Annotated in this window: 12 protein-coding genes; 5 read left to right on the forward strand and 7 right to left on the reverse strand. The window is 30.7% G+C overall.

The window, feature by feature from the left end; translation table 11 throughout:
* Positions 1 to 23 precede the first annotated feature (23 nt).
* Together AC23L6_RS00050 and AC23L6_RS00055 are read right to left on the reverse strand one after the other, a co-directional pair.
* On the reverse strand, positions 24 to 1343 hold the full coding sequence (locus AC23L6_RS00050) for a lipopolysaccharide biosynthesis protein (RefSeq protein WP_487560241.1): 1320 nt from the start codon (positions 1341 to 1343) through the stop codon (positions 24 to 26).
* Positions 1344 to 2306, reverse strand: coding sequence for a GDP-mannose 4,6-dehydratase (locus tag AC23L6_RS00055; RefSeq protein ID WP_487560242.1), 963 nt, complete (start codon positions 2304 to 2306; stop codon positions 1344 to 1346).
* 388 nt (positions 2307 to 2694) lie between these two features.
* Here AC23L6_RS00055 and AC23L6_RS00060 point away from each other — a divergent pair, with 388 nt between their 5' ends.
* Both AC23L6_RS00060 and AC23L6_RS00065 read left to right on the forward strand, forming a co-directional pair.
* The gene (locus AC23L6_RS00060) at positions 2695 to 3678 is read left to right on the forward strand and encodes a UDP-glucuronic acid decarboxylase family protein (protein WP_487560243.1); all 984 of its coding nucleotides are present in this window, start codon (positions 2695 to 2697) and stop codon (positions 3676 to 3678) included.
* Position 3679: 1 nt separating this feature from the next.
* Positions 3680 to 5047 (forward strand): undecaprenyl-phosphate glucose phosphotransferase, encoded by a 1368-nt coding sequence (locus AC23L6_RS00065; RefSeq protein ID WP_487560244.1) that lies wholly within the window; start codon positions 3680 to 3682, stop codon positions 5045 to 5047.
* Here AC23L6_RS00065 and AC23L6_RS00070 read toward each other — a convergent pair.
* From AC23L6_RS00070 to AC23L6_RS00080, 3 genes are all read right to left on the reverse strand, one after another.
* Complete coding sequence (locus AC23L6_RS00070; RefSeq protein WP_487560245.1) at positions 5044 to 6228, reverse strand: glycosyltransferase family 4 protein; 1185 nt, start codon at positions 6226 to 6228, stop codon at positions 5044 to 5046. The two genes, AC23L6_RS00065 and AC23L6_RS00070, sit on opposite strands and share 4 nt — an antisense overlap.
* A 12-nt stretch (positions 6229 to 6240) precedes the next feature.
* Positions 6241 to 7347 carry a non-hydrolyzing UDP-N-acetylglucosamine 2-epimerase gene (gene wecB, locus AC23L6_RS00075; protein ID WP_487560246.1) on the reverse strand — a complete coding sequence of 369 codons (1107 nt, stop codon included), beginning with the start codon at positions 7345 to 7347 and terminating at the stop codon, positions 6241 to 6243.
* 93 nt (positions 7348 to 7440) lie between these two features.
* Positions 7441 to 8763 carry a phenylacetate--CoA ligase family protein gene (locus tag AC23L6_RS00080; RefSeq protein ID WP_487560247.1) on the reverse strand — a complete coding sequence of 441 codons (1323 nt, stop codon included), beginning with the start codon at positions 8761 to 8763 and terminating at the stop codon, positions 7441 to 7443.
* A gap of 133 nt (positions 8764 to 8896) precedes the next feature.
* Here AC23L6_RS00080 and purD point away from each other — a divergent pair, with 133 nt between their 5' ends.
* Positions 8897 to 10192: a phosphoribosylamine--glycine ligase gene (gene purD, locus AC23L6_RS00085; protein WP_487560248.1), complete on the forward strand. Its 1296-nt coding sequence runs from the start codon at positions 8897 to 8899 to the stop codon at positions 10190 to 10192.
* On the opposite strand, the gene AC23L6_RS00090 is transcribed toward purD, so the two are convergent.
* The gene (locus tag AC23L6_RS00090) at positions 10164 to 10397 is read right to left on the reverse strand and encodes a DUF6341 family protein (RefSeq protein WP_487560249.1); all 234 of its coding nucleotides are present in this window, start codon (positions 10395 to 10397) and stop codon (positions 10164 to 10166) included. The genes purD and AC23L6_RS00090 overlap by 29 nt on opposite strands.
* Before the next feature lie 135 nt (positions 10398 to 10532).
* On the opposite strand from AC23L6_RS00090, the gene AC23L6_RS00095 reads away from it, so the two are divergent.
* A complete protein-coding gene (locus AC23L6_RS00095) occupies positions 10533 to 11450 on the forward strand; it encodes a DUF6427 family protein (protein WP_487560250.1) in 918 nt (305 codons plus the stop codon).
* Here AC23L6_RS00095 and upp read toward each other — a convergent pair.
* Positions 11445 to 12098, reverse strand: coding sequence for a uracil phosphoribosyltransferase (upp, locus tag AC23L6_RS00100; RefSeq protein WP_487560251.1), 654 nt, complete (start codon positions 12096 to 12098; stop codon positions 11445 to 11447). The two genes, AC23L6_RS00095 and upp, sit on opposite strands and share 6 nt — an antisense overlap.
* Positions 12099 to 12185: 87 nt before the next feature.
* On the opposite strand from upp, the gene AC23L6_RS00105 reads away from it, so the two are divergent.
* Positions 12186 to 12791: a DUF4254 domain-containing protein gene (locus AC23L6_RS00105; RefSeq protein ID WP_487560252.1), complete on the forward strand. Its 606-nt coding sequence runs from the start codon at positions 12186 to 12188 to the stop codon at positions 12789 to 12791.
* Positions 12792 to 12799: the final 8 nt, after the last annotated feature.

Raw genomic sequence — 12799 nt, forward strand, 5'->3', positions numbered from 1 at the left:
AGCTTTTGTTTTTATAGATAAAACTATTCATTTTCTTTAAGTTTGTTAACAATTAGATAACTTTCATAAGGAATAAAAATTACCCAAAGTAACATTATAATTAAGGTTGATATTACGACACTGTTTATTCCAAAATCCAAATGTATTAAATAATAAGTTAAAGGGATTTTTAAAATCACACTTATTAATAAAATGAGGATGTATTTGTTTAATTTTCCTATTCCATTTAGGAAAAAAGTGTAAAAAGTAACAAAAATTCGTAATGAAGTTGCGATTCCGATGTATAAAACTAAATGATTGGGAATTTCTAGTTTTTCTTTAATCCAAATAGAAATTAAGAAAGGACAAAGAGCGGCAATTCCAATAATGAAAAGGAAAATCCCAATAAAATAAATATTAAACTTTTTAAAAGTTGTAATTAGTTTAATGTGGTTTTTGTCGATATAATCTTTAGCAAACATTGACCATAATGGAGAAAGTGTAGCAAAAAGAATCATTATTGGCAATTGAAAAATTTTGTTGACAGTATCATACGGGACAACATCTTTTGGGCTGAAATTATTTGAAATAATATAATTGTCAGAAGTAAAAATAAACATCAACCCCAACTGTATAATCATAAATTTTGATCCTAGCGTTAGAATTTCTTTTATAAAATCTTTAGGTGTTTTTTCGTTTGTTTTTAAATTAAACTTTTCAAGTTTAAAAAAACGAATTGTATAAAAGATGTTTACAAAAAGGCAAAATGAGCCATTTATAAAGGAAATTAAGATAAGTTTATTTTCAGCTGAAATATTCGGGAATAAGAAAGAGACAAAAAAAACTAAAACTAAAAATCCAAATTGATTTACAGCAAGAGATTCTTCGGAATATTTACCTTTTAAAAAAGCAACGTATAAGGATTTATGAATGTTGGCAACAAAATTGACACAAAAGAAAAAGATATTAATCAAGAACAGTTCGTTTACAAATGATTTGCTGTGAAAAGTTACATTCATACTCGATTTTATATCGACGAAACAGATAAAAAGAATGAAAAAGATAAAGATACTAAAAGCAATATAAAAAGAGATTTTATAGGTGGTTTTGATGTAACTTTTCAGTAAATCAATTTTGTTGTTATGTAAAAGAATCGGTATTTTAGTTTTTAAAGAACTTTGAATTCCAAAATCCATTAACAAAACCCATTGAAAGAGAGTAAAAACTAAAACCCAAACACCATAATTGTCATTACCAAAATAAGCGATAAGTAAAGGGATGGAAACAAATAAAGACAACCCTGAAATGCCTTTATAAAAACCACTCATTAACAAATGATTGTTTTTTAGTTTTTGCAAAAGCATTTAGTTGTTTTTGTAGTTAATTACTTCTTCTTCAATTAACAAATCTAATACCTCAAAAAAATTGTAATCATAATCCCAGGATAATTCTTTTTTTGCTTTTTCGTTAGTACCATATATATCTTCTATGTCAGATGGTCTGTAAAAATTTTCATTGATGACACATAAGTTTTTATCAATATTTAACTTTTCAAAAACGTAATAAATAATATCTCTTAAACTTATAGATTGTCCGGAACAAATTAAATAATCGGAAGGTTTATCTTGTTGCATTAACAAATACATCGCTTCAACATATTTTGGAGCATAGCCAAAATCACGTTTAATATCAATATTACCTACTTGTAAGTTTTTTCTTTTGTTTAGGGAAATTTCTAAGCTTTCTTTAATGACTTTCTTGATAAAAAAATTATTATTTCTCAAGTACGATTCATGATTAAATAAGATTCCACAACAAATAAATAGATTGTAGCTTTCTCTGTAATTTACACAAGTATAATGAGCTGCAACTTTTGATATTGCATAAGGACTAACAGGATGAATAAGACTGGTTTCTGTTATAGGAAGTTTTCGAACTTTACCAAACATTTCGCTACTACTGGCTTGGTATAATTTTATATTTGGATTTGTCTTTTTTATAGCTTCTATAATATTGAAAACACTTATTGTATTAAATTGAAAAGTACCGATAGGATCTTTATACGATTGAGAAACGGAACTTTGAGCGGCTAAATTATATATTTCATCAGGTTTATATAAATTTAGTATTTTAATAAATTGAATAATATCCAAAAGATCGCATTCTATTATTTCTACTCTATCAAGAACCCCTAAATAATTTAACCCTGTAAACTTATTTAAAGACCCTCTAACTAAACCAATGACTTTGTAATTATTATTTAGAAGAAGTTTTGTTAAATATGCACCATCTTGCCCAGTAATCCCTGTAATAATTGCTACTTTCATCTTTTGTGAAACTGAATATTGAATACAAATATAATTTTAATATTTAATAACTTAGTTATATTTATCAGTGACTAATAATAATATTATTCATGATAATTATTGAGGATTTTAGTTTTCCGTTAATATATATCGAACAAATTAAAGATTTTATTCTCATTTCTTTTGCCATTCTATTGGATAAGTTTATTTTTGGCAGAGTATTTAGAATATAATAAAGAGAATGTTCTTCTAATTTAACATCAGATTTTTGGTCATAGAATTTTTTTACAAAAGTAAAACAACAAAAAACTACACAACGCATAAATTCTTTTTTTCTTGTAAATAAAAAGTTAATATTTACACAAGAAAATTATAATTTTTACGTTATAAAAGTAACTAACAAACAAAAATGAAAAGAATACTTATTACTGGAGCTGCAGGCTTTTTAGGATCGCATTTGTGTGACCGTTTTATTGCAGAGGGTTATTTTGTTATAGGGATGGACAATCTCATTACTGGAGATTTAAAAAACATAGAACATCTATTCAAACTCAAGAATTTTGAGTTCTATCATCATGATATTACAAAATTTGTTCATGTCCCAGGACAGTTAGATTATATTCTTCATTTTGCTTCACCTGCAAGTCCAATAGATTATTTAAAAATACCTATACAAACTCTTAAAGTGGGTTCTTTAGGAACGCATAATCTTTTAGGTTTGGCAAGAGTAAAAAAGGCAAGGATTTTAATTGCATCTACCTCTGAAGTATACGGTGATCCATTGGTTCATCCGCAAACGGAAGAATATTATGGAAATGTAAATACAATAGGACCAAGAGGTGTTTATGATGAAGCCAAACGATTTCAGGAATCTATAACCATGGCCTATCATACGTTTCATGGTGTAGAAACAAGAATCGTTCGGATATTTAATACTTATGGACCAAGAATGCGATTGAATGATGGAAGAGTCATTCCTGCCTTCATAGGTCAAGCTTTGCGTGGGGAAGATTTAACTATTTTTGGTGACGGAATGCAAACACGCTCTTTTTGTTATGTAGATGATCAGGTGGAAGGTATTTTTAGGTTGCTACATTCTGATTATGTATATCCAGTAAACATTGGTAATCCAGATGAAATAACTATCAAGGATTTTGCTGAAGAAATCATAAAATTAACAGGAACTAATCAGAAAGTGGTCTATCACCCATTACCAATAAATGATCCTTTACAACGACAACCTGATACAACAAAAGCAAAAGAATTGTTGGGCTGGCAAGCTAAAGTTTCAAGAGCAGAGGGTATGAAAATAACATATGACTACTTCAAATCATTATCCACAGAAGAACTTTTAAAAGAAGAACACAAGGACTTTACGGGTTATATTCACTAACATGACCGCATCACAAACAGGTAGATATTCAAAATATATCAGACCAATAAGTATATCTTTTGACTTATTGGTAATTACTGTTTTGTGCCTGTTTTTTTTCAAAGAATTGAATTTGAATTCTTTGTATTATATTATTTATCAAACAATTGCTTGGGGAATTATAGCGCTTTTAATTAAATTTTATGCTATATATAGATTTACCACACCGGTTGAAATTACCTCGAAAATTGTCAAACAAGGAGTATTGTTTTTATTGGTAATCATTGCTTTTTTCCCCTTTTCAAAAGAAGTTTTATTTAGCGGAAAAGCAATAGCCTATTTCATGGTTTCTAGTTTTACCCTAATAACCATTTTTAAATACTTACTTTTTTATTACCTAAAAAAATATAGAGTAGTAACTGGGAGCAACTATAGAAGCGCAGTAATTATTGGATATACACCTGAAGCTATTCGTTTAAAATCTCTTTTTGAAAAAAGAATTGATTACGGATATCGTTTTCTAGGTTTCTTTTCAGATAAAAAATCTAATGCCAATATCAAAGGAAGATTGGAGGATTTAACAAAATTTGTATTAGAGCATAACGTTGACGAAATTTATTGTTCGTTAAATGAAATTACAAATGAACAATTAAAAGATTTGGTCGATTTTGCTGATGACCATCGTAAAACCATAAAGTTCATTCCAGATACAAAGGAGATTTTTTCAAAGAGTTTAAAAATGGAATATTATGAAGTATTTCCCGTGCTATCTCTCCAAAAAACCTTACTTCATGACCCTTTAACAAAGGCTTTCAAGAGAGGATTTGATATCGTTTTTTCAATAATTGTCATCGTTGGATTACTATCATGGTTGGTACCACTATTGGCTATTTTGATAAAAGCAGAATCTAGAGGGCCAATCTTTTTTAAACAAGGAAGACCTGGAATGGATGAAAAAGAGTTCTTCTGTTACAAGTTTCGTTCCATGCAAATTAATAAAACAACTGAGAAAGAAGCATCAAAAAACGACCCTAGAGTTACTAAAATAGGAAGAATTTTGCGCAAAACAAGTATAGATGAAATGCCTCAATTTCTTAATGTTTTATTGGGTGACATGTCGGTAGTTGGTCCTAGACCACATCTTTGGTCGCAAAATAAAGTTTATGGAAGCAAGATAAAAAAGTACATGGTACGACACTATGTGAAACCTGGAATTACAGGATTGGCCCAAGTAAGAGGTTTCAGAGGTGAAATTGAAACCGATGAAGACATGATTAACAGAATTAAATATGATGTGTTCTACATCGAAAACTGGTCGTTGTTACTTGATATAAAAATTATTGTACAAACGGTAATCAACATTTTTAGAGGAGAAGAAAAAGCCTATTAGAAGACATTGTTTTTAATTAGTTTTTCAGTTTGAATCGCAAGATTAAAATTGTTTTGAGCTTGTTCCAAAATCCCTTTTTTCATTTCAAATAATTGTTCTTTCTGCATTTTTGAAATATCTAATAAAGTTTCGTTTAAAGAGTTATAATTTCCATCTGGTGTCACCCATCCTAAATGATTTTCCTTAACAATACTTTCTCCTTCACCGCCACCAAAATAAAGTATAGGAATACCTAATGAGCTATATTCAAATATTTTTGATGGAACAGAACCATAAATTCTCTTTTTAAGAGGAACAAGAGCTATGTCAAATGATATTAGTCTGGAAATTAACTCGTTACGTTCTAACATTCCGTGAAAAAATATTTTTTTGGATGGATTGGATTGTAAGTAGTTTTCAATCTGAGTTTTCTCAGCACCTTCGCCAAAAATATGAAACTCCATATTCAAATCGTTAAGATTTATTTTCTCACATACTTCCAAAATTCCCTGTGCAACACCTAATAGACCAGCATAAAATAGTTGTATAGGTTGATTTTCATCGGTTTTAATGATGCAATTACTTACTTGATGATTTGGAAAATTCCTGTACAGATGGCACTCTTTTTCTGGAAATAATTGATGAATATGACTTATTATTTCATTGGATTGACCTAATAGTAGAGTAGCTTTTTTGTATATAAAATGTTCAAAAAACAAAGAGATTTTATGAGAAAAGGAATTTGTTTTTAAAGCATTTAATTCTATTGCAGCCAAAGGCCATAAGTCGGAAACATTTAAAATTATTTTTTTTCGTTGCAATGATAATACCACCACACTGATAAAAGAAATTAACAAAGGTGGCGATTGAACAATAATTTTCTTGGGCGTTTTTTTAATTAATAAATAGAAAAATAGACAAAAAGTAAACGATAGAACGGATAAAATTCGTTTAAAAATAGTTGCACTGTTGCTTGGATAAATCCAAAGACGGTTTACAACAATCTGCTGTAAAGTTTCAACACAATAAAATTTACCTTTATATTCGGGAAATAATTCTCCTTTTGGATAATTCCCTAATGGACAAACTACCGAAACAACATAATTATTTTGTTGCAATTGCAGAGCCAATTGTTCGATTCTATTGGCAGCAGCTCCTTTTTCTGGAGGATAGTAATTGGATATGATTAGTATTTCTTCCATTGTATGCTGAATTTATTTCAGCAACTGCTGATTGAAAATAGTTAGTAGAATAGTAATTATTCTTTCAGAAGCTTTTCCGTCCCAAAGTTCAGGGATGCTGCTTTTTCTTTTTCCATTTTGAATAAATAAATTGTAGGCAACCTTTAAATTTTCAATAGAATTTCCTACTAATGTGTTGGTTCCTACAGTAATTGTCTCGGGTCTTTCGGTATTTTCTCTGAGGGTAAAACACGGAATACCAAGAACCGTAGTCTCTTCTGAAATACCTCCAGAATCTGTTATTACGGCAAATGCATTTTTAATTAAATACAGAAAAGACAAATAACCCTGTGGCTCGACATAAATAATGTTTTCGAAATTTAAATTAGAGTTTTCTAATACCGCTTTTGTTCTTGGATGAACCGGAAATAGCACTTTTTTATCTCCAGCTAAATCATTAATACCAATTAATAAATTTTGTAAAGATAGTTCTTCATCAACATTCGATGGGCGATGCAAAGTAAGAACAATATAGTTGCTTTGTTTTAATTGATAGTCATCCCAAAAAAAAGGTTTTTCAAACCTATCCTTATTTTGGCACAAGGTGTCAATCATGACATTACCAACAAAATAAATCTTAGAGACATCCCCACCATATTTTATGAGATTATCACCCGCCCAAGTTGAGGTTGTGAAAAAATAATCAGAAATACTATCGGTTACAATTCGATTAATTTCTTCAGGCATAGTCATATCACCAGAGCGAATTCCCGCTTCAACATGAGCCACTTTCACATGAAGCTTTTTAGCAACTAGAGCACATGCCATGGTGGAATTGACATCGCCAACTACTAAAACTAAATCACAAGGGTTTTGTAGTAGTTCTTGTTCAAAAGCGATTATTATTGTGGCGGTTTGAACGGCTTGTGAACCGCTTTTAACATCCAAATTAGCATCGGGATTAGGAATGCGAAGTTCTTTAAAAAAAGTATCACTTAGATTTTTATCATAATGTTGTCCAGTATGCACTAATCGGAACGAAATTGAATAGCCTTCATTTTGTCTATCTTGAATTGCTTTTATAATAGGAGCAATTTTGATAAAATTAGGCCTTGCTCCAGCGACTATTGTGATTTTCATAGTAACATACTTTTCATCACGAATTTAGTATTTAATTGTGGAATCTCGTCTTTTTTGCATAAAAAAGCAAGATAGAAAAAGAAGAAAAGCAAATTAGCTTTTAGTATGTATCATAGAGAAGAACTGTTTCAATTTACCAGTTTCATTTCTTTTCAAAATTTCTTTACGAGTAAAAATATATTTCAAATTAGGTTCTAAAAAGTCAGAAAATACAGCCTCGATTCTTTTTATTTCTGCCTTTTTTAAAGGCATATCGCTAGCATATTGAATTTCAAAAGTATCAAGTTGGGTTTGTATTATGACAAATTCTTTCACGTTTCCATTATCATCAAAAAGCTTTTTGGTTATGGAATAAAAAGTCATTCCAGGCGAAGTTTTACCGCTTGGAAGAATGGCAACATCGTTTGTTCTACCAATTAATTTTTTCAGAATAGGCTTTTTAGGAGTGCTTTTTTCGTCTAATATACCATAATCGCCTACTTCATATCGAATAAACGGATGTGCCTTGTTATAGAGACTTGTTACTACTATGCGTCCTTCTTTTCCGCAAGGTAAAGGTTGGTTGTTTTCGTCTAAAATTTCAACGAACAAAGTTTCAGAGTTTACTTGCCACTCTCCATTTGGATTTTCAAAAGCAATAATATCAAGCTCAGAAGCTCCATATTCGTTAATTATTGGCACACCTAATTGCTCATTCAATAGTTTTTTATCTTCTTCAAAAAGCATTTCAGAGGTAACAATACACACTTTTAATGAAGGACAAATTTTTTTAAGAACTAGTTTCCTTTTCTTTAAGTATTTTGCAACGAGTACAATAGAGCTTGTGTAGCCATTAATGTAGTCGAATTTTCGTCTTTTAAATTCACCAATTATTTTTTCAATACTAGGATATGACAAATCGAAAATGATAAAACGGTAGCGATTGCTTAAATAGTCTTTAAGACGAAGCAATTTATTAGCAATAAAATCTAAAGGCATACCATAAAAACGGGCTTGATAACTGCGATTACAGTCGATATCATACCAACCAAATCGGCGCATTATGTTTGCCCATATCAACGCATGACAAAATTTATCTTTCGCAAAAACCATAGGATCACCACTGGAGCCAGAAGTAGAATTGACATATACATTTCTTTTAGAAAAACCATTAGAAAGTCTTTCTTTTAAAGGAATTTGAAAATCTATCTTCTTCATCACGGGAATATTTTCCCATCTTGTTACATCATATTCTCCGATAAAATTTTTGTAAAACGAATTGTTTTTCAGGTGAAAATCAACAATTTCTCTTTTTTTATTTTCAATAAAATGATGGTAATCATTATCTGGAACAGCTAAAATTTCAGATAATTGCTGTTTGGCTTTTCCTATTGGATAGCCATTTATTTTTAATGAAAGATTAAAAAGATTTAACACTTAAAAGTTAATTTTTTACAAAAGTAATACATAGCTACAACTAACCACTACCTACTAACATTTTTTTAAAAAATTATTACCAATTTACATCTAAAAGCAAGTATTTTTGCAATTCACAACTTATAACTACACCATGATAATTTTACTACTTGGCTCTGGGGGAAGAGAACATGCTTTCGCCTGGAAAATGCTTCAAAGTTCATATTGTTCCAAACTTTTTGTCGCTCCCGGAAATGCAGGAACAGCAACCATAGCAACGAATATAGATATAAATCCCACAGATTTTCAATCCATAAAGACATTCGTCTTGGCTGAAAAAGTTGAGATGGTTGTTGTTGGTCCCGAAGATCCATTAGTAAAAGGTATTTTTGATTTTTTTCAAAATGATGAAGAGTTGAAAACAATTCCAGTTATAGGTCCATCTCAAAAAGGAGCCCAACTCGAAGGAAGTAAAGAGTTTGCCAAAGAATTTTTGGTAAAACACAATATTCCTACCGCAGCGTATGATAGTTTTACTGCCGAAACTGTTGAAAAAGGCTGCCTTTTTTTAGAAACCCTAACGCCTCCGTATGTTTTAAAAGCAGATGGTTTGGCTGCCGGAAAAGGAGTGTTGATAATTCAAGATTTAGAAGAAGCCAAAATGGAATTACGCAATATGCTACTTCATCAAAAGTTTGGCGAGGCAAGCTCCAAAGTGGTTATTGAAGAATTTCTAGACGGAATAGAGTTAAGTTGTTTTGTATTGACCGATGGTAAAAATTATAAAATGCTTCCCACGGCAAAGGATTACAAGCGTATAGGAGAAGGTGATACAGGTTTAAACACAGGAGGAATGGGAGCGGTTTCGCCAGTTCCATTTGCAGATTCCATTTTGTTAGAAAAAATAGAAAAAAGGATTGTTAAACCTACCATTGATGGTCTACAAAAAGACGGAATACTCTACAAAGGTTTTGTGTTTATTGGATTAATCAATGTAAAAGGAGAACCAATGGTTATTGAGTATAATGTGAGAATGGGCGATCCAGAAACTGAAGCGGTTCTACCAAGATTAAAATCAGATTTAGTAGAATTGTTTTTAGCGGTAGCTGAAGAAAAATTAAACGAAGTTTCACTTGAAATAGATACCAGAAGTGCCACAACGATTGTGGTTGTTTCTGGAGGTTATCCTGAAGATTTTGAAAAAGGAAAAGAAATTTCCGGAATTGAAAATGTTTCAGAATCGATTGTTTTTCATGCGGGAACTAAAATAGATAATGGAAAAGTGGTAAGTAACGGAGGTAGAGTTCTCGCGGTGACTTCTTATGGAGATACTTTTCAAGAAGCCATAAAAAAATCGTATCAAAGTATAGAAAAACTACATTTTGATACGATGTATTGTAGAAAAGATATTGGCTTTGACCTTATTTACTTAAAAAGGAATGAGCCGTAGTATCTTGGTTTTCTTCGTTATTTTCTTCGTGTAATTTCAATTGTTTGATCCAATATACCGTAGCAACTGTACAAATAATCATGAATATCCAATTGATAGTATTAGCAGCAAACCAATGGGTAAGTTCTAATTTTCTAAAATAGTCTTGTGGAATAAAAAAAATGTTTTCAAATAACCACTGTATTCCTTCAAAAAATGCTTTCATATTGTTTAGAATTATTTTTTTGTTTTAAGGGAAACTCACGGGAACAAATTTCAAATTGAAAATTTTATTCTACTGCTTGTTTCATTTTTTTAAACAAGTATTATATTTACATTTACAAAAGTATAAAATATCCTTATGATTACAAGTCTTTTTAGAAAATCTACACTTTTAAATTATTCTGCAGTGATTATCGGGGTGTTAGTTTTCTTTTTTTTATGCCAAATTCAAGGAAATGTTGAATTAGGAATTATAAAAAGGACGTTATTATTAACAACAATTTTAGGGTCTTTATTCATTGCAAACTTCATTGTTAAAAAAAATGCTCTGAGTAAAGACAGCGCTTACACGGTTTTATTTTACTTTATCTTATTATTATTTTTTCCTCAACTTTGGAGTAATTTCAATTTGATTGTATCAAACTTTTTTATCCTTTTGGCTTTACGAAGATTGATTTCGCTACAATCACCAAGAACTCCCAAAGAAAAAATATTTGATGCTTCCTTATGGGTTTTTGTTGCATGTTTATTTCATTTTTGGAGTATCTTGTATATCATACTAGTGTTTATAGCAATTTTATTTCATGTAGCTAGAGATTACAGAAATTGGTTTTTGCCATTCATAGCTTTCTTTGCCATAGGTTCTATATTTTTCTTGATGGCTTTGTTCTTTGATGCAACATATATTAAACAATTACTAAATCAAACAGTTATAGATTATAAAATCAACTATTTTATCAATAATTATCAGAATTTAGCGCTATCAATTTACGCAACGATTGCCTTGTTTTTTGTGACATCCTTGCTTTTGTCTTTATCAAATCGTCCGTTAATGCTTCATTCTTCTTATAAGAAAATTATAAGCGCATTTTTTATAGGTGTTGTAGTTTTTGTGATTTCTCCAAGCAAAAGTAATGACTTATTGGTTTTTACTATAGCTCCACTAGCGATGATGGCAACCAGTCATATAGAAATGGCACAAATAAAGTGGCAAAAAGAGGTTGTATTATTCGCTTTAATTGCGTTGGGAATTTTTTCTTTTTTCTCCCAATTATAATTTGTTTCCGTAGGCAAGGTCTCCAGCATCTCCAAGACCAGGAACGATGTAATTTTTATCATTAAGTTTTTCATCTAGAGTAGCGACCCACAGATGACAATGGTCAGGCAAATGATTTTTCAGGTAATTAACCCCATCAGGCGCAGCAATTATAACGGCGATATGAATTTCTTTAGGCAAGCCTTTTTCCATCAATTTTTCATAAACCGCAACCATAGATTGTCCCGTGGCTAACATGGGGTCAATAAGTAACAATGTTTTGTTTTCAATGTTAGGAACGGCTTGGTATTCTACCAAAATATCAAAAAAAGCATCATTATTTGGATGATGTCTGTAGGCAGAAACAAAGCCGTTTTCAGCGCTATCAAAATAATTCAAGAAGCCTAAATGCAGTGGTAAACCCGCACGAAGTATCGAACACAAAACTAACTTATCCGTTATTTGAGTTGTTTTTTTTATGCCTAGCGGTGTTTGAATTTCAATAGGTGAATAGTGTAAATTTTTACTTAATTCATACGCCATGACTTCGCCAATCCGCTCCACATTTCTTCGAAAACGCATACTGTCATGTTGTACAGTTACATTTCTTATTTGTCCTAAAAAATGGTTGAGAATACTATTTTCGTCTGATAAATAATGAATTTGCATAATTTAGATTTTGGTTTAAACTTACAAAAGTTTTTTATAGACTATAAAAGTATAAAAAGTATCTTTGTCTTTTTAATATAAAGAGATATGTTTTCAAAATTAGCTTATTCCGTATTTGAACAAAGTATTATTGATTATCATCAATTTGATGATGTAAATCACCCAATTGCTAATCCTTATCCCAAAGATAAATTTGAGCATTTATTGTATCTCAAGAACTGGATTGATACTGTTCAATGGCATTACGAGGATATTATTCGAGATCCAAACATCGACCCTGTAGCTGCTTTGACTCTTAAAAGAAAAATTGATGCCTCCAATCAGGAGCGTACCGATATGGTGGAATATATTGATAGCTATTTTTTACAAAAATACAGTCATGTAAAAGCAAAAGACCATGCCAAAATCAATTCTGAAAGTCCAGCTTGGGCGTTTGATAGATTGTCAATTCTAGCATTGAAAATTTATCATATGAAAGAAGAAGCTACTCGACCTGAAGCTACCCAAGATCATAGAGACAAATGTCAAGCCAAATTAAATATTCTGTTAGAACAAAGAACCGATTTGTCAACGGCAATTGACGATTTATTGAAAGATATTGAAAATGGAGATAAATTCATGAAGGTGTACAAGCAGATGAAAATGTACAATGATGATGAATTGAATCCTATTTTGTATCAGAATAAGAAATAATTAATATT

The sequence above is a fragment of the Flavobacterium sp. R1_16 genome, assembly GCF_057652095.1.

Excerpts from the sequence above, each read along its gene's own strand:
- AC23L6_RS00050 (WP_487560241.1), bottom strand. The coding sequence starts at position 1,343 with ATGCTTTTGCAAAAACTAAAAAACAATCATTTGTTAATGAGTGGTTTT.
- AC23L6_RS00055 (WP_487560242.1), bottom strand. The coding sequence starts at position 2,306 with ATGAAAGTAGCAATTATTACAGGGATTACTGGGCAAGATGGTGCATAT.
- AC23L6_RS00060 (WP_487560243.1), top strand. The coding sequence starts at position 2,695 with ATGAAAAGAATACTTATTACTGGAGCTGCAGGCTTTTTAGGATCGCAT.
- AC23L6_RS00065 (WP_487560244.1), top strand. The coding sequence starts at position 3,680 with ATGACCGCATCACAAACAGGTAGATATTCAAAATATATCAGACCAATA.
- AC23L6_RS00070 (WP_487560245.1), bottom strand. The coding sequence starts at position 6,228 with ATGGAAGAAATACTAATCATATCCAATTACTATCCTCCAGAAAAAGGA.
- wecB (WP_487560246.1), bottom strand. The coding sequence starts at position 7,347 with ATGAAAATCACAATAGTCGCTGGAGCAAGGCCTAATTTTATCAAAATT.
- purD (WP_487560248.1), top strand. The coding sequence starts at position 8,897 with ATGATAATTTTACTACTTGGCTCTGGGGGAAGAGAACATGCTTTCGCC.
- AC23L6_RS00090 (WP_487560249.1), bottom strand. The coding sequence starts at position 10,397 with ATGAAAGCATTTTTTGAAGGAATACAGTGGTTATTTGAAAACATTTTT.
- AC23L6_RS00095 (WP_487560250.1), top strand. The coding sequence starts at position 10,533 with ATGATTACAAGTCTTTTTAGAAAATCTACACTTTTAAATTATTCTGCA.
- upp (WP_487560251.1), bottom strand. The coding sequence starts at position 12,098 with ATGCAAATTCATTATTTATCAGACGAAAATAGTATTCTCAACCATTTT.
- AC23L6_RS00105 (WP_487560252.1), top strand. The coding sequence starts at position 12,186 with ATGTTTTCAAAATTAGCTTATTCCGTATTTGAACAAAGTATTATTGAT.